Source organism: Arthrobacter sp. ISL-69 (assembly GCF_018613775.1).
Taxonomy (GTDB): domain Bacteria; phylum Actinomycetota; class Actinomycetes; order Actinomycetales; family Micrococcaceae; genus Arthrobacter.
On the sequence record NZ_JAGGPO010000021.1, the window covers coordinates 1 to 16,498 of the forward strand.

Consider the following 16,498-nt stretch of genomic DNA (forward strand, 5'->3'; position numbering starts at 1 on the left):
AACCACCCCCACACCGGCCCACCCCCACACCGGCCCACCACCAAAAACCCGAACAGCCAGGACCCCCTCCCACATCCTGCACCCTATCGGGCAACCCTCTCCCACATCCTGCACCGAAAACCCCAACCCTCTCCCACATCCTGCACCGAAAACCCCAACCCGCTCTCACTCCCTGCACAGGCCGGCCGGGCAGCCAAGCCCCACACCGCCGTCGTCATTCAACGGAAACCGAGAGAGCGTCCGCGATTCTCCCGCGAAAAGTGAGCGGGCATCCGGGATTTTCCCGTGAAAAGTGAGAGAGCGTCGCCCTGAGATTTAGCTGGGATCCGGGAACCCGTTCCTCCATTGCACTGGCGCGCGCCTCGGTCCAGTGTCCCCAGGTTTCGTGCACCAGACCGAAGGAAGAACCGGCTCGCTACTGAGCTGGATTCGTTGGCCTTGTGAGGCTTGACACGAGAGTGCCTTGCGGGGCCGGGACGGTTAGTTCGTGAGCGGCGACTCGCCTAGAATTGCATGAGATGTACGGACTTGGAAGCGCTTTATTTCGGGTTGCGTAGGAAAACGAAACACGGATAAGAGCGGCTGCGATTGCGCCAGTGGTCGGCTCACAACAGGAGGAATCCAACATGGCTGAGCACAACGGCGGAAATCGAAGCGGCAAAGATCGCGGCAGTTACGGAGGCGGGCGGCCTTCAGGTGGCGGCCCGTTCCGGGCATCAAATAATTCAGGTGGCGATCCCCGCGGATTCCGCGCCAAGGATGACCGTGGCGAGCGTCCGTCGCGCGAGGGGACAGGGGATCGTAAGCCGTTTGGTGAGCGTCCGTCCCGTGAGGGTGGCGGCGATCGTGACCGTAAGCCGTTTGGTGCGGGGGATCGGGATCGTAAGCCGTTTGGTGCCGGTGACCGGGATCGTAAGCCGTTTGGTGCCGGTGACCGGGATCGTAAGCCGTTTGGTGCGGGCGACCGTGACCGTAAGCCGTTTGGTGCGGGGGATCGGGATCGTAAGCCGTTTGGTGAGCGTCCGTCCCGTGAGGGTGGCGGCGACCGTGACCGTAAACCGTTTGGTGCGGGAGACCGGGATCGTAAGCCGTTCGGTGACCGCCCGTCCCGTGAGGGCGGAGCAGAGCGTCGCAGCTTTGGTGCGGGGGACCGCGACCGCAAGCCGTACGGTGACCGTCCGCGCCGTGAAGGCGACGGCGAACGGCGCACCTTTGGCGGCGGTGACAACCGCAAGCCTTTCGGTGACCGCCGGGAACGCGCCCCCCGGAGCTTTGACCGTGGCGAATCAGGTCCCCGCGAGTTCGGCCGCGACCGTCCCGAGGACCGTCCCACCCGTGTCCCGAACGCGCGCGACCTGCGCAGCGCCAATCGTCCTGACCGTGAGCGTTCTCCCGAGATCGACGATGACGTCACGGGCCAGGAGCTGGACCGCGCTACCAAACACGAGATCAAGACCCTCGAAGCCAAGAGCGCGGAGTGGGTTGCGCGCCACCTGGTAATGGCCGGACGCCTCATCGACGAAGAACCGGAACTCGCGTTCCAGCACGCCCTTGCTGCCAGCCGCCGTGGCGGACGACTGTCTGCAGTCCGCGAAGCCGTAGGCCTGACCGCCTACGCCGCGGGCCACTACGGCGAAGCCCTGCGGGAATTCCGCACGTACCGCCGGATCAGCGGCTCCAACGTGCACCTGCCTGTCATGGCCGACTGCGAGCGGGGCCTGGGCCGTCCCGACCGCGCCCTCGACGTCGCACGCTCCGAGGAAGCCAACGACCTCGACGCACCCGGCAAGGTTGAGTTAGCCATCGTGGCCGCCGGTGCCCGCACGGACCTTGGCCAGCTGGATGCTGCCGTGGCCGAACTGGAAATCGCCCAGCTGGACATCAACCGCGCCTTCTCCTACAGCCCGCGTCTCTTCCGCGCCTACGCGGATGCCCTTACAGCTGCAGGCCGCGAACAGGAAGCCGGGAAGTGGCAGCGCCAGGCCGTTGTTGCGGAGAATGCGCTCGGTCTCGGAGGCGACGAGGAACCCGACATCATCGACCTTGGCTGGGACGAGGAAGAGGAAGCCCGCGAGGAGGAAGCACGGCGCCGCCTGCTCGCCGAGCAGAAGGCTGACAGCGCTCCCGCCCCCTCCGCGGCCGTTCAGGACGCAACTCAGGCAGCCGTTGTCGAGGCCGCCGCGTCCGACGCCGCCGCTCTCGATGAAGGTTCCGACGATGCCGAGTCCGATTACTTTGAGTCCGACGACGCTGAATCGGACGAGGACTCCGTGGAGGAAGACGAGTTCGAGGCCCGCAGCACCGATGAAGCCAGCACCGATGAAGCCGGCACCGACGAAGCAGGTACCGACGAAGGCGCCCCCGGTGCCGGCGATACGGATTCCGCACAGTCGGACAGCCAGAAGGAATAGCCGCGCATGAGCGCTGATTCATTGATCTCAAGGTTCGATGCCCTGCTGTCGGACCTCGACGGTGTTGTCTATGCCGGCCCCCACGCGATTCCGGGTGCCGTGGAGGCACTCCGCCACCTGGCCGGAATCGACGTAGGGCTTGGCTACGTGACCAACAACGCCTCCCGGACACCCGCGCAAGTGGCGGCGCACCTGCGAGATCTTGGCGCTCCCGCTGAAGACGAACAGGTTGTCAGTTCGTCGCAGGCCGCCGGCGAGCTGCTGGCCGGGCTCCTCCCTGCAGGGGCCCGGGTGCTGGTAACAGGCAGCCCGGCGTTGGCGCACGAGGTGGAGCTGGTGGGGCTGACCCCGGTTCACAGCGCAAAGGAAAATCCGGTGGCCGTGGTCCAGGGTTTCAATCCTGAGATCGGCTGGAAAGACCTCGCCGAAGCCTCGTACGTCATTGCCGGCGGCGCCCTCTGGGTGGCCACCAACACGGACATGTCCATCCCGCAGGCCCGCGGCATCGCTCCGGGCAACGGAACGCTGGTGGCTGCCGTGGCGGCGGCCACCGGGCAGCGGCCGCTGGTTGCCGGAAAACCCGAGGCCCCGCTGTTCCGCACCGCCGCCAAGAGGCTCAATTCCGAGCGGCCGCTCGTTGTCGGCGACAGGCTGGACACCGACATCCTCGGCGGGAACAACGCCGGGTTCGCCACCGTGGCGGTGCTCACCGGCGTCGACACCCGAGAGTCGATTCTCGCCGCCCGCACGGCCGAGCGGCCTGACTACCTCATCAATGACCTCAGCGATCTGTACCGCCCGTACCCCGTTGTAGAGGAGCACGACGGCGGCACGTTCCGTTGCGGTGCGGCCTCCGCCGTCGTACGGGGGGAAGCAGTCCACATCAGCGGAGTTCCGGGGGACCTGGACTCGTGGCGTGCGGCCTGCTCGGCGTGGTGGACAGCCAATCCGCAGGCAGCCGCTCCTCTGGCGCCGGCCGTCGACTGGCTGACGCACTAAGCCGACTCACTAGACTGGGAATATGACCGAGCCGAACAATTTTCCGGAAACGGACTCAGATCGGGCTGGGGTCAGCTGGCCTGCAGCTCCGACTGGCAACGGCGAGCCGGCCGGCCACAACACGGGCGCACTCCAGGACGCCACAGTTGCCGCTGTGCTGGGCCGCCTGGCCGACATTCCGGAGCTGCCCGTTGGCGGGCACGCGGAGGCCTATTCGGCACTACACGATGCACTGCTGGACGCCCTGAACGAAGACGACCCGTCGGCTGCGGGTGACGACTGAGGATGGCCAGGCTGGACCAAATGCTCGTCACCCGGGGACTGGCGAGATCACGCACCCATGCCGCGCGACTGATTGCCGAAGGCAAAGTCAGCTCGGACGGCACCGTTTTCGCAAAAGCCTCCACCCAGGTGGACGACCTCACACCCCTGGACATCGCCGACGACGGTCAGGACACCTACGTCAGCCGGGCCGGCCACAAACTGGCCGGGGCATTGGACGCCTTCCCGGAAATCACCGCGGAAGGAAAACGCTGCCTGGACGCCGGTGCCTCCACCGGCGGCTTCACGGAAGTCCTGCTTAGGCGCGGCGCGGAACACGTGGTCGCTGTCGACGTCGGGCATGGCCAGCTGGTTCCCCAGCTCAGGAACGACGCACGCGTGTCGGTGCACGAAGGCCTCAACGTGCGCTACATGACGCCGGATGAAATCGGCGGCCCGGCCGCGCTGACCGTCGCAGACCTGTCGTTCATCTCGCTGACCCTGGTCCTGGAGCCGCTCGCGGCATGCACGCATCCCGGCGGCGACCTGGTGCTGATGGTGAAGCCGCAGTTTGAGATCGGCAAGGACCGCCTGGGCCGCACCGGCGTGGTGAATTCCGAGCGCGAACGCCGGATGGCGGTGGAGAAAGTCGCCAATGCGGCGCTGGACGCCGGACTCGATCTGCACGGCCTCGCGGCAAGCCCGCTGCCGGGCCAGGACGGAAACGTCGAATACTTCCTGTGGATAAAGCGCAGGATCACCACAGTCTTGCCTAAGATCGAAGAGCGGGACGCAGCCGTTGCTGCGTTGCTCGGAACAATCTGGCCGAACCACTAGAAAGCGGAACCCGATGAGCAGGCGTGTACTGGTCCTTGCCCACACCGGCCGCGAGGAATCATTGAAGGCTGCCTGGGAGGCGTGCATCCAGCTGCATGCCTCAGGCATTGTCCCTGTGATGCAAAAATCCGAGCTCGAGGACATGGAGGCGCTTTTCGGCAGGCTCGAAGACCCCGTGGAGATCCTCCACGACCATATCCAGCTGCCCGACGTCGAACTGGTCATGGTCCTCGGCGGGGACGGCACCATCCTCCGCGCCGCCGAACTCGTCAGGGAAGTGGACGTGCCTCTTCTGGGCGTCAACCTTGGGCATGTGGGTTTCCTCGCTGAAAGCGAACGGGCCGACCTTGCCCAGACCGTCGAATGGATCGCGAGCCGCGACTACACCGTGGAAGAACGGATGACCATCGATGTCCAGGTCTGGGTCAGGGGACAGAAAATCTGGCACACGTGGGCCCTGAACGAGGCCGCCATCGAGAAGGGCAACCGCGAACGGATGCTCGAGGTGGTCACCGAAGTCGATGAGCGCCCGCTTTCGTCATTCGGCTGCGACGGCGTGGTGATGGCAACGCCCACCGGTTCAACCGCCTATGCCTTCTCCGCCGGCGGCCCGGTGGTGTGGCCGGAAGTCGAAGCCCTGGTGATCGTTCCCATCAGCGCCCACGCGCTGTTCGCCAAGCCGCTGGTGGTCTCGCCCCGTTCCCGGCTGGCCGTGGAGGTCCTGAACCGGACCGATGCCCAGGGTGTCCTGTGGTGTGACGGCCGCCGTTCGGTGGACCTCCCGCCGGGCGCCCGCGTCGAAGTGACCCGCTCGGCCACGCCGGTCAGGCTGGCGCGGACGCACCAGACACCGTTTTCGGCGAGGCTGGTCCGTAAATTCCAGCTCCCCATCCACGGCTGGCGCGGGCCCATGCCGCAGGCAGAGTCCGTCCATACCGGGCCCGTACCCATCATCCGTACCCCCAGGCCCATGATGCCGCCTACGGGTCCCCGGCCCGCCGGGACGTCCGAGACTGATCCGACGACTGCGAAGTGAACCATGCTTGAAGAACTGAGAATCCGCGACCTCGGCGTCATCACCGACGCAACCCTCCCGCTCGGCCCGGGCCTCAGCGTGGTGACCGGTGAGACCGGTGCCGGCAAGACCATGGTGGTCACCGCCGTCGGACTCCTTTTGGGTGCCCGGTCGGATGCGGGCGCTGTGCGGAGCGGCGCGAAAAGCGCCTCCGCGGAGGCCGTGCTCAAACTCGACGCCGGACACGTGGCCGTCGTACGCGCGCTGGAAGCGGGTGCGGAGGTGGAGGAGTTCGACGGCGGCGCTGAACTGATCCTTGCCCGCCGCCTAGGTGCGGATGGACGCAGCCGTGCGTACCTTGGCGGCCGCGCCGCCCCCGTGGGGGTCCTTGCTGAGATCGGCGAAAGCCTGGTGGTGGTCCATGGCCAGTCGGACCAGATCAGGCTGAAGGGGGCGCTTGCCCAGCGCGGTGCCCTGGACAAGTTTGCCGGCGACACCCTGGCAGGCCCGCTGGGTACATACCAGGCCCTGTTCAGCCACTGGAAAGCCAGCCAGGCGGAGCTGGACACGCTGCGGGGCGCAGCACGGGACAGGTTGCGGGAAGCAGAGTCGCTGGAGATCGCGCTGGCTGAAATCGATGAGGTGGACCCGCAGCCGGGCGAGGACGAGTCGCTCAAGGCGGAGGCCGTGAAACTGGCCAACGTCGAAGAACTCAGGATTGCGGCAAACACCGCGCACCAGGCGCTCATCGCGGAGGACTACGGTGATGAGGGCGACGCCACCACCTTGGTGGACTCTGCTAAGCGGACCCTGGAACATGTGGCTGAGCACGACGCCGAACTCGGCGCGGCAGCTGCCCGCCTGGCCGAGGTGGGCTTCCTGCTGAACGACATCGCCACGGAACTGGCGAGCTACCAGGCAGGGCTGGACTCAGAGGGTCCGGAGCGGCTGGCGGAAATCGAGGACCGGCGCGCCGCCCTGGCCAAGCTGGTCCGCAAGTATGCCCCAAGCATCGACGAGGTCCTGGTGTGGGCGGAGAACGCTCGCGTCCGGTTCGACGAACTGCAGGACGACTCCACCCGGATCGAGGCGCTGGACGCGGAGGTCGCCCGGACCGAGGCGGAACTGAAGAAGCAGGCCGCCGCCATCAGCAAGGTCCGTGGCAAGGCCGCCAAGGATCTCTCCGCACGGGTCAGCGCCGAACTGAAGGCGCTGGCCATGGCCGACGCGACCCTGGTGATCACCATCGAGCCCGCCGCCCAGCTGATGCCGTACGGCGCGGACGAGATCTCGTTCCTGCTCCAGCCACACTCCGGTGCGCCGGCCCGTCCGCTGGGCAAGGGCGCCTCCGGCGGTGAACTGTCCCGCGTGATGCTGGCCATCGAGGTGGTGCTCGCCGCAGTGGATCCGGTGCCCACCTTCGTGTTCGACGAAGTGGACGCCGGAGTGGGCGGACGGGCCGCCGTCGAGATCGGCCGCCGGCTGGCCATGCTGGCTCAGCATGTGCAGGTCCTGGTGGTCACGCACCTGCCTCAGGTCGCGGCGTTCGCGGACCAGCACATCACCGTCACCAAAACATCGGTCAGGGGGGCCGACGGCGGCACCGCCACCGGGTTCACCTCCAGCGACGTGCGGCTGCTCGATGGCCCCGAAAGGGTCAAGGAGCTCGCCCGGATGCTTGCCGGCCAGGAGGATTCCGAGACAGCCCAGGCGCACGCCCAGGAGCTCCTGGACGACGCCAAGCTGCTGCCCCAGCGGGCCTGAGGGCGGGAAGTGGGAGGCGCGGCCTAGGGATGCTGCAGGCGGCCCGCCGCCCGGACCATCATCGCGTGCACCACCACGGGGTGCAGCACGCGGACCGGCGCGAAGTACAGCCGGCCCCGCCAGCCCTTGAGCCGCACCGTGGTGGTGACCCGAAGGAGCCGGGCTCCGGCGTCGAACGCCACCCCGCAGCGGAAGTCCAGGTGCTTGTCGTCGGCGCTGATGAGCGCCTCCTCGCCGCGGACATCCGAGACGGCGAAGACACCCTGCGGGGTCCTGTTGATTCCGACCAGGCCCACCAAGGCCTGGCGCAGGCCCATCAGGGCCGTCACCCATGCCGGCATTGACGTCGGCGAGAAGAGCGTCTCCGCCCAGACCCGCGGATCGGAAGGGCACCCTGCCGGTACTGGGACAACAATCACATCGGCATAGTCCGGGACCGGGATTGAGTCGAGCGCGAGGGACCTGAAGACGGGGCGGGGGCCCGCCCGGGCCAGGTCCTGCGGGTGTTCCGGGGTTTCGCCGGACAGATCCTCGGTGGTCACCCCTTGATCGTAGGGGGACGGCACGGGAGACTGAAGCATTTGGGGAATCCGATTTTCGACCCGTGGAAGGCTCAATTGATGATAGGCTCGAATTCCGTGGTGCAGCGATCAAATTCCCGTGTAAATTCCCGGTTCCCGGGCTCGTCCAAGACGACCAAACACATCTTCGTCACCGGCGGTGTGGCGTCCTCGCTAGGCAAGGGACTGACGGCTTCGAGCCTCGGACACCTGCTGCGGGCACGCGGTTTGTCTGTAACTATGCAAAAGCTCGATCCTTACCTGAACGTGGATCCGGGCACGATGAACCCCTTCCAGCACGGCGAAGTCTTCGTGACTGACGACGGTGCCGAAACGGACCTCGACGTCGGCCACTACGAGCGCTTCCTCGATGAGAACCTCGAGGGCTCGGCCAATGTGACCACCGGCCAGGTCTACTCCACGGTCATCGCCAAGGAACGCCGCGGTGAGTACCTCGGCGACACCGTCCAGGTCATTCCTCACATCACCGATGAAATCAAGCGCCGCATGCGCCTGCCCGCCGAGGGCAAGAACGCCCCGGACGTCATCATCACCGAGATCGGCGGCACCGTAGGCGACATCGAGTCGCAGCCGTTCCTAGAATCCGCCCGCCAGGTGCGCCAGGACATCGGCCGCGGAAATGTCTTCTTCCTGCACGTCTCCCTCGTGCCGTACATTGGCCCGTCGCAGGAACTGAAGACCAAGCCGACGCAGCACTCCGTTGCCGCCTTGCGCTCCATCGGCATCCAGCCGGAGGCGATCGTGATCCGTTCGGACCGCGAAGTCCCGCAGCCGATGCGCGACAAGATCGGCCGCATGTGCGACGTCGACATCGACGCTGTCATCGGCTGCCCGGATGCCCCGAGCATCTACGACATCCCGAAGACCCTGCACACGCAGGGCCTGGATTCCTACATCGTCCGTGCCCTTGATCTTCCGTTCAAGGATGTTGACTGGACCAGCTGGGACAAGTTGCTCGAAGCGGTCCACAACCCCAAGCACGAGGTTGAAGTCGCCCTGGTCGGCAAGTACATCGACCTGCCGGACGCCTACCTGTCGGTCACTGAGGCCCTGCGTGCCGGCGGGTTCGCCAACGACACCAAGGTCAAGATCCGCTGGGTCCCGTCGGACGAGTGCGAAACCCACGAGGGAGCGGTCAACTCACTCTTCGGCGTTGACGCCATCTGCGTGCCCGGCGGGTTCGGCATCCGCGGCCTCGAAGGCAAACTTGGCGCGCTGAAGTTCGCCCGCGAAACCAAGCTGCCGGTCCTGGGCCTGTGCCTGGGCCTGCAGTGCATGGTCATTGAGTACGCCCGGAACGTGGTGGGACTCGAAGGCGCATCGTCCAGCGAATTCGAACCGGACTCCAAGTACCCGGTTATCGCCACTATGGAAGAGCAGCTGGACATCGTCGACGGCAAGGGCGACCTTGGCGGCACCATGCGCCTTGGCCTCTACGAAGCCAAGCTCGACGAAGGTTCCGTGATCGCCGAGACCTACGGCAAGACCACCGTCAGCGAACGGCACCGTCACCGCTACGAAGTCAACAACAAGTACCGTGACCAGATCGCGTCGAAGGGCCTCGTGTTCTCCGGAACATCCCCGGATGGCAAGCTCGTGGAGTACGTGGAGCTTCCCCGTGAAGTCCACCCGTACTATGTGGCCACCCAGGCGCACCCGGAGCTCAGCTCCCGGCCCACCCGGCCGCACCCGCTGTTCGCGGGCCTGGTCAAGGCCGCCCTGGACCACCAGAAGGGCGGGGACGTCCTTCCCGCCGCCAAGGGTGCGGCAACAACCAGTGCGGAAACACCGGCTGAGACCGGCGGCACTGCCCGCAAGGTCTCGGCCAAGTAAACACCAACTAAATCAAAGGACGGCGCGATGCCCGGTATGCCTGAAACCCCCAATGCTGCACGGCAGGTTTCGGATGCGCCGAGCCCGCGCCGTCTTTTGTCGTCCCGGAAGGTGTACGAAGGACGCATCTGGGACGTTGTCAGCGACAGCTTCCAGCTCAGTGAACACGGCGACGAACTGGTCCGTGACTACATCGACCACCCGGGGGCGGTGGCCGTCCTGCCGATGAATGACGCCGGCGAGGTGCTCCTGATGAAGCAGTACCGGCATCCCGTGGGCATGGACCTGTGGGAGATCCCGGCCGGGCTGCTGGACGTCGAGGGCGAGGACTTCGTAGTGGGCGCCGCTCGCGAGCTTGCTGAGGAAGCGGACCTGGTGGCCGGGACCTGGAACGTGCTGGCGGACTTCTTCAACTCACCGGGATCCTCCAGTGAGGCGATCCGTATTTACCTGGCCCGGGGTCTGAGCGACGTGCCCGGTCACGAACTCCACGTCCGCACGGATGAGGAAGCCGAGATCGAACTGCACTGGACGCCTTTGGACGAAGCGGTGGCGGCCGTCCTGGCGGGCAGGCTGCACAACCCGTCCGCCGTCGTCGGAATTCTTGCCGCGGCGGCTGCCCGTGCCGACGGCTTCGAGCATCTGCGTCCGGCAAACGCCCCCTGGCCCGCCCATCCTAGCCAGCGTTGATGGGCAGCACCGTCACTCCCGCGCCGGAACGTACCGGTGCCGAGAACACACTGGCGGAACGTCCCGTTGCCCCGGCTTCGATAGCCGCACCTGCGCACACCCAGCCTGACCGGCCGCGCAATGCCATTGACCGCGCCGTCAACGACTATCTCCAGCACATGGGCGTGGAGCGCGGGCTCGCAGCGAACACGCTCTCCGCCTACCGCCGGGACCTGGCCCGCTACGCAAACTACCTCGCCGCGTGCGGCCCTGAGCGCCCCGGCGAGGTCACCCGCCGGCACGTCACCGGGTTCGTGCAGGCACTCTCCGACGGCTCCGACGGCGGGACAGCCCTCGGCGTCAGGTCCGCTGCAAGGACCGTGGTGGCGGTCCGCGGCCTGCACAAGTTCTGGGCTCTGGAAGGAATCACGACGGCGGATCCCGCCAGCGATGTCCACCCGCCGATGCCCGGCAAGCGGCTGCCCAGGGCAATCAGCGTCGACGAGGTCACCCGGATCCTCGAAGCGGCCGGCACGGACACGGCAACAGGCCTGAGGGACCGGGCCCTGCTCGAATTCCTCTACTCCACCGGCGCACGCATCAGCGAGGCGGTGGGCCTGGACGTCGACGATATTTCGCTGCAGCCGGACCAGGCCGGCCCGGCGATCGTCAGGCTGTTCGGCAAGGGGTCCAAGGAACGCCTGGTGCCCCTTGGTTCCTACGGCGCACGTGCCCTTGACGCCTACCTGGTGCGCGGACGGCCGCTGCTCGCCGCCAAGGGCAAGGGCACGCCGGCGCTGTTCCTGAACGCCCGCGGCGGGCGCATCAGCAGGCAAAGCGCCTGGACCATCCTCAAAGCCGCGGCGGACAAGGCCAGCATCACCAAGGACGTTTCCCCCCACACCCTCCGCCACTCCTTTGCCACGCACCTGCTGGAAGGCGGGGCGGATGTCCGGGTGGTCCAGGAGCTCCTGGGACACGCCTCGGTCACAACCACGCAGGTCTACACGCTGGTCACGGCCGATACCCTGCGCGAGATTTACGCCGCGGCCCACCCGCGGGCGCTTGGCTGAAATCCCGGGTTAGTCTGGTTGCCATGACCTCGACCCCCGTCACCCTCTGTTTCCTGCTCCGCGATCGTCGAGACGGTGGAACAGAGGTCCTGCTCGGCCTCAAGAAGACCGGATTCGGCCGTGGCAAGATCGTTGGGCTGGGCGGTCATGTGGAGCCGGGGGAGAGCCACGCCGAAGCCGCCTGCCGGGAAGTCCAGGAAGAGGCCGGGGTGACGGTGCTGGAGCGGGACCTGCGCCCTGCCGGCGTCGTGGAATTCGTATTTCCCGCCCGCCCCGAATGGAATATGCATACCACCCTGTTCACAACCCGCCGCTGGCAGGGGGAGCCGTCCGAAAGCCTTGAGATCGCGCCCAAGTGGTTTGATGTGCTCGCTCTGCCGGTGGAGCGCATGTGGCAGGACGCCGACCACTGGCTACCGCCGGTCCTGGAAGGCGGCACAGTGGACATCGTGGTCACACTCAACCCCGACAACGAAACGGTGGCGTCTTCGGTGAGTGTTTTGCGCAATCTCTAACCGGCCGCTGCTCCCGGGGTGAGGTTCCTGGATGTGGTGAACAGCGACGCATTACGACGGCGGGCCGGCCACCTGTGAAGGTGACCGGCCTGCCGTCGAACGTGCTGTGCTTGCCGAAAACAGTTTTACGAAAGGTGCCGTTCGTCCTCGCCGTTGTACTCGCTCAACGGACGGATGAGTGAGTTGGCATCGAGCTGTTCCATGATGTGCGCGGTCCAGCCGGTGATGCGGCTGGCAACGAACAGGGGAGTGAAGGTATCAGTGTCGAAGCCCATGAGGTGGTACGTGGGGCCGGTGGGGTAGTCGAGGTTCGGCTTGATTCCCTTGGCCTCGTCCATGGCGGTCTCCAGCCCGTTGTAGAGGCCCAGGAGTTCCGGACGGCCGTAGTGGGCGATCATCTTGTCCAGCGCGGCTTTCATGGTGGGGACGCGCGAGTCGCCGTGCTTGTAGACACGGTGGCCGAAACCCATGACCTTCTTCTTCTGGGCCAGGGCATCCTCCATCCACGCCTTCGCCCGGGCGGCGGCGTCCTCCAGGGATTCCTCCGGCCGGATGCCGATCTCGTCGAAGGTGTGCATCACGGCTTCGTTGGCGCCGCCGTGGAGCGTTCCCTTAAGAGCGCCAATGGCGCCGGTCACGGCCGAATGCAGGTCCGACAGGGTGGACGTGATCACGCGGGCCGTGAACGTGGAAGCGTTGAAGGAGTGCTCCGCGTACAAAATCATGGAGACATTAAAGGCGTCGACCACTTCGGGGACGGCCTCCTCGCCGAACGTCATCCAGAGGAAATTGGCGTCGTACCCCAGGTCATCGCGGGGCTCAACCAGGTCCTGGCCGTGGCGGCGGCGCTGGTCGTAGGCCACGACGGCGGGCATCGCGGCGAACAGATCCATGGCCTTGGCCAGGTTGGCTTCGCGCGAGGAGTCCTCGGCGAGTGGGTGCCGTGCGCCCATGACCGATGCTGCTGTCCGGCAGACATCCATCGGGTGGGAGGTGGTGGGCAGGGCGTCGATCACCTGTTTGACCACCGGATCCAGGGCGCGTCCGGCGCGTTCCTTTGCCGTGAACTCGGCTAGCTGCTCCGGCGTGGGCAGTTCGCCGTTCCAGAGCAGGTAGGCCACTTCCTCGAAGCTGCACCTGGCGGCCAGTTCCTGGACGGGGTAGCCGCGGTAGAGCAGCGAGTTCGTGTCTGAATTGACCTTGGACACCGCGGTGTAGTCCACCACGACGCCGGCGAGGCCCTTTTTGATCTCATTTTCAGCCATGCTGAAACTCCTTCGTTCCTTGTGCCTGTGGGCCGGCCGAAGCCGGAAGTCCGGGATGGTTGGGGTCAGTGGGTACCTGGAATCTTGAAATTGAAGACTCCAGTGTCAAAGCGGTTGTAGGCTTCGTAATCCACAAGGTCGTACAGCCGCGCACGGGTCAGCATGCTCTCTACCTGTGCCTCCTGGGTGCCGTCGGACCTGATCGATTCCAGAGTACGCTCCGCGGCGCCCATGGCACTACGGAGCAGCGTGACCGGATAGATGACCATGTTGACGCCGACGCCCTGGAGCTGGTCGACCGTGAACAGATCGCTCTTGCCGAACTCGGTCATGTTGGCCAGGATCGGTACATCCACTGCATCACGGATGGCTTGGAATTCGCTGAGATCCTTCATGGCCTCCGGGAAGATGGCGTCCGCCCCGGCCTCGACGAGTGCCTTGGCGCGCTCCTGTGCCGCTTCCAGCCCGTCCGTGGCGCGGATATCCGTCCGGGCCATGATCAGGAAGTTGGGGTCGCGCCGGGCATCCGCCGCGGCGCGGATGCGCTTGGCGGCGGTGTCCAGGTCCACCACGTTCTTGCCGTCGAGGTGGCCGCACCGTTTGGGGTTGAACTGGTCCTCGATGTGGCAGCCGGCCAGGCCGGCGTTTTCGAGTTCCTGGACGCTGCGGGCAACGTTCATGGGCTCGCCGAAGCCGGTGTCGGCGTCCACGATGGAGGGCAGGTCGGTCATCCGGGCGATCTGCCCGGCCCGGGTTGCCACCTCGGTGAGCGTGGTCAGGCCGATGTCCGGCAGGCCGAGGTCGTTGGCCAGGACCGCGCCGGAAATGTAGACACCGGCGAAGCCTTTCTCCTCGATCAGCCGGGCCGAGAGCGGGTTGAACGCGCCGGGGAACTGCTGGATGGTCCCGGACGCCAGGAGCTCGCGGAACCGGATCCGCTTCTGTTCCGGAGTGACCTTCGAGTACAGCATCAGAAGAGTCCCTTCGGTGCTGCTGCGAGGTCGATGACGCCGTCGGCTGCCGTGATGTTGAGCTGGTCCAGCTCGCCGGCGGCCAGTTCCGGGAGCCGGGCTGCGGCGGCGAGGAACCGTTCGATCTCCTCTTCCGCCACCAGCCCCGCGGCAAGTGTCCGGAATTTGTCGACGTACTGTTCCCGGGCGAACGGCCTGGCACCGAGCGGGTGGGCGTCGGCAACGGCGATCTCGTCAGTGATGACCGTGCCGTCGTTGAGCGTGATCTCCACGGAACCGCCGAAGGCCTTTTCTGCGATGTCCAGGGAGTGATAGCGGCGGGTCCATTCCGGGTCCTCGACCGTGGTGACCTTGTGCCACAGCTCAACGGTGTCCGGCCGGGCTGCGCGTTCCGGAGCGTAAGAGTCCACATGGTGCCAGGCGCCGTCCTGCAGTGCGACCGTGAAGATGTACGGGATCGAGTGGTCCAGCGTCTCGCGGCTGGCCGTGGGGCTGTACTTCTGCGGGTCGTTCGCGCCCGAGCCGATCACGTAGTGGGTGTGGTGGCTGGTTTTGATCAGCACCGACTTCACGTTGGCGGGGTCGGTCACCTCGGGGTGTTCGCCGTGGAGCTTCCGCGCCAGGTCGATCCACGCCTGCGCCTGGTACTCGGCGGAGTGTTCCTTCGTGTAGGTGTCCAGGATGGCACGCTTGGCCTCGCCGGGCGTGGGCAGCGGCACCATGTAGGACGCGTCGGGTCCGTCCAGCATCCAGGCGATGACGCCATCTTCACCTTCGTAGATCGGAACAGGGGAGGTCTGGCCGCGCATGGAGCGGTCCACAGCCTCGACGGCCATCTTCCCGGCGAAGGCCGGGGCGTGGGCCTTCCAGGTGGAGATCTCGCCCTTGCGGGACTGGCGGGTTGCGGTGGTGGTGTGCAGCGCCTGGCCTACGGACTGGAAGATGGTCTCCACATCGAGGCCCAGCAGGGTGCCGATGCCGGCGGCGGCGGACGGGCCGAGGTGGGCCACGTGGTCGATCTTGTGCTTGTGCAGGCAGATGGCCTTGACCAGGTTCACCTGGATTTCGTAGCCGGTGGCGATGCCGCGGACCAGGTCCGCTCCGCTGGAGCCGACGTGCTGGGCGACGGCCAGGAGGGGCGGGATGTTGTCGCCCGGGTGGGAGTAGTCCGCTGCCAGGAAGGTGTCGTGGTAGTCGAGCTCGCGGACAGCGACGCCGTTGGCCCAGGCTGCCCACTCAGGGGATACCCGCTCCTCGATGCCGAAGACCTTGGATCCCTGGCCGCCGGTGGTGGGTCCGTGCGTCAGTGCCTGGGCGCGCGCTGCAACGATGGGCGCGCGGTTCAAGGAGGCGATGGCCACCGAGGCGTTGTCGATCACGCGGTTGATCACCATGTCGGTGACCTCGTCGGAAACGGCGACAGGATCGGCCGCGACCTTCGCGATCTTGTAGGCGAGCTGGTCCTCGCGCGGCAGGTTTTCCTCGCTCTTGTAAACGCGGACGTGGTGTTCCTTGACCATGGTGCTCCTTTTAGTGAGGTGTATGCGCAACTTTGACGTGGGAAAGACTTCGGTGCAGGTGAAGAGTGGTGGCAGCCTGGGCCAGGCGTGGATTACGTGCGGCGATCGCTTCTGCAATGGCGGCATGCTCGGCGGCTGCGGCCGTGAGCCGCTGCGCGTCGTCGGCGGCCAGCCTGCGGACACGGACCAGGTGCACCCGCAGGCTGCGCATCGCCTGGGCGAGGTAGGCGTTGGATATTGCCGCATCGATGGCAGCGTCGAGCCGGCCCACGAGCTCGTAGTAGGCGTGGCGGGCGGGGTCGTTGCCGTTGATCAGTGCCGGGGCCTGTAGCAGTTCGAGACGGAGTTGCTCGAAGGTCGCGGCGTCGCCGCGCTCGGCGGCCAGCGCCGCCGCCTTTCCTTCGAGGGTTTCGCGCAGTTCGAACAGTTCGTCGATGTCCTCCAGCGAAATATCGGTGACGACGACGCCGCGGCTTCCCGCCGTCGTTGTCAGGCCTTCTGCGGTAAGCCGGCTCAGGGCCTCCCGAAGGGGAGTGCGCGAGATGCCGAGCCGTGCCGACTGCTCCACTTCCGCGAGCACCGTTCCGGGCAGGAGGCGCCATTCGATGATGTCGTCGCGGAGGGCCGCGTAGGCCTTATCGCTGGCGCGCATCACTGCCTCCTTCATTGGTTGACGATCATCAGTGTATACACAGGAGGCTCATTTGCCCAGCAAAAGCCACACCTCCGCTAATTTCATCCGTCCTGTGTATACAAAGAGTCTTGTGCGTCCCGCAGCGCACGG

The 16,498-nt window shown here is 66.2% G+C and carries 15 protein-coding genes; 10 read left to right on the plus strand and 5 right to left on the minus strand.

What is annotated here, in order from left to right; genetic code table 11:
- The first annotated feature begins 626 nt into the window (after nucleotides 1-626).
- The 6 genes from J7I79_RS15715 to recN are packed head-to-tail and all read left to right on the plus strand — an operon-like array spanning nucleotide 627 to nucleotide 7,287.
- Complete coding sequence (locus tag J7I79_RS15715; protein ID WP_251042870.1) at nucleotides 627-2,411, plus strand: hypothetical protein; 1,785 nt, start codon at nucleotides 627-629, stop codon at nucleotides 2,409-2,411.
- Nucleotides 2,412-2,417: 6 nt separating this feature from the next.
- Complete coding sequence (locus J7I79_RS15720; protein WP_214954745.1) at nucleotides 2,418-3,410, plus strand: HAD-IIA family hydrolase; 993 nt, start codon at nucleotides 2,418-2,420, stop codon at nucleotides 3,408-3,410.
- 22 nt (nucleotides 3,411-3,432) lie between these two features.
- The gene (locus J7I79_RS15725; protein WP_214954747.1) at nucleotides 3,433-3,693 is read left to right on the plus strand and encodes a hypothetical protein; all 261 of its coding nucleotides are present in this window, start codon (nucleotides 3,433-3,435) and stop codon (nucleotides 3,691-3,693) included.
- Between the two features lie 2 nt (nucleotides 3,694-3,695).
- Entirely contained in the window at nucleotides 3,696-4,508 is an 813-nt protein-coding gene (locus tag J7I79_RS15730) for a TlyA family RNA methyltransferase (protein WP_214954749.1), read from the plus strand.
- Between the two features lie 13 nt (nucleotides 4,509-4,521).
- A complete protein-coding gene (locus tag J7I79_RS15735; protein ID WP_214954751.1) occupies nucleotides 4,522-5,544 on the plus strand; it encodes an NAD kinase in 1,023 nt (340 codons plus the stop codon).
- A 3-nt stretch (nucleotides 5,545-5,547) separates the two neighbouring features.
- Nucleotides 5,548-7,287: a DNA repair protein RecN gene (recN, locus tag J7I79_RS15740; protein WP_214954753.1), complete on the plus strand. Its 1,740-nt coding sequence runs from the start codon at nucleotides 5,548-5,550 to the stop codon at nucleotides 7,285-7,287.
- A gap of 23 nt (nucleotides 7,288-7,310) precedes the next feature.
- On the opposite strand, the gene J7I79_RS15745 is transcribed toward recN, so the two are convergent.
- Nucleotides 7,311-7,829, minus strand: coding sequence for a DUF2867 domain-containing protein (locus tag J7I79_RS15745; protein WP_311380594.1), 519 nt, complete (start codon nucleotides 7,827-7,829; stop codon nucleotides 7,311-7,313).
- Nucleotides 7,830-7,907: 78 nt separating this feature from the next.
- Between J7I79_RS15745 and J7I79_RS15750 the strand changes: the two genes are divergently transcribed.
- From J7I79_RS15750 to J7I79_RS15765, 4 genes are read left to right on the plus strand one after another with little or no spacing between them, the layout of a single operon-like run.
- A complete protein-coding gene (locus J7I79_RS15750; protein ID WP_214954757.1) occupies nucleotides 7,908-9,701 on the plus strand; it encodes a CTP synthase in 1,794 nt (597 codons plus the stop codon).
- A gap of 27 nt (nucleotides 9,702-9,728) precedes the next feature.
- On the plus strand, nucleotides 9,729-10,391 hold the full coding sequence (locus J7I79_RS15755) for an NUDIX hydrolase (protein ID WP_214954759.1): 663 nt from the start codon (nucleotides 9,729-9,731) through the stop codon (nucleotides 10,389-10,391).
- The gene (xerD, locus tag J7I79_RS15760; protein ID WP_285291467.1) at nucleotides 10,391-11,443 is read left to right on the plus strand and encodes a site-specific tyrosine recombinase XerD; all 1,053 of its coding nucleotides are present in this window, start codon (nucleotides 10,391-10,393) and stop codon (nucleotides 11,441-11,443) included. The genes J7I79_RS15755 and xerD overlap by 1 nt, the downstream gene beginning before the upstream one ends.
- Before the next feature lie 23 nt (nucleotides 11,444-11,466).
- Nucleotides 11,467-11,958 carry an 8-oxo-dGTP diphosphatase gene (locus J7I79_RS15765; RefSeq protein WP_214954761.1) on the plus strand — a complete coding sequence of 164 codons (492 nt, stop codon included), beginning with the start codon at nucleotides 11,467-11,469 and terminating at the stop codon, nucleotides 11,956-11,958.
- 125 nt (nucleotides 11,959-12,083) lie between these two features.
- On the opposite strand, the gene J7I79_RS15770 is transcribed toward J7I79_RS15765, so the two are convergent.
- The 4 genes from J7I79_RS15770 to J7I79_RS15785 all read right to left on the minus strand — a co-directional run bounded on the left by J7I79_RS15770 (nucleotide 12,084) and on the right by J7I79_RS15785 (nucleotide 16,366).
- Nucleotides 12,084-13,223, minus strand: coding sequence for a bifunctional 2-methylcitrate synthase/citrate synthase (locus tag J7I79_RS15770; protein WP_214954763.1), 1,140 nt, complete (start codon nucleotides 13,221-13,223; stop codon nucleotides 12,084-12,086).
- 65 nt (nucleotides 13,224-13,288) lie between these two features.
- Nucleotides 13,289-14,194 carry a methylisocitrate lyase gene (gene prpB / locus J7I79_RS15775; RefSeq protein WP_214954765.1) on the minus strand — a complete coding sequence of 302 codons (906 nt, stop codon included), beginning with the start codon at nucleotides 14,192-14,194 and terminating at the stop codon, nucleotides 13,289-13,291.
- Nucleotides 14,194-15,714 carry an MmgE/PrpD family protein gene (locus tag J7I79_RS15780; RefSeq protein ID WP_214954766.1) on the minus strand — a complete coding sequence of 507 codons (1,521 nt, stop codon included), beginning with the start codon at nucleotides 15,712-15,714 and terminating at the stop codon, nucleotides 14,194-14,196. Before J7I79_RS15780 ends, prpB begins: the two co-directional genes overlap by 1 nt.
- Before the next feature lie 10 nt (nucleotides 15,715-15,724).
- The gene (locus J7I79_RS15785; RefSeq protein WP_214954768.1) at nucleotides 15,725-16,366 is read right to left on the minus strand and encodes a GntR family transcriptional regulator; all 642 of its coding nucleotides are present in this window, start codon (nucleotides 16,364-16,366) and stop codon (nucleotides 15,725-15,727) included.
- Nucleotides 16,367-16,498: the final 132 nt, after the last annotated feature.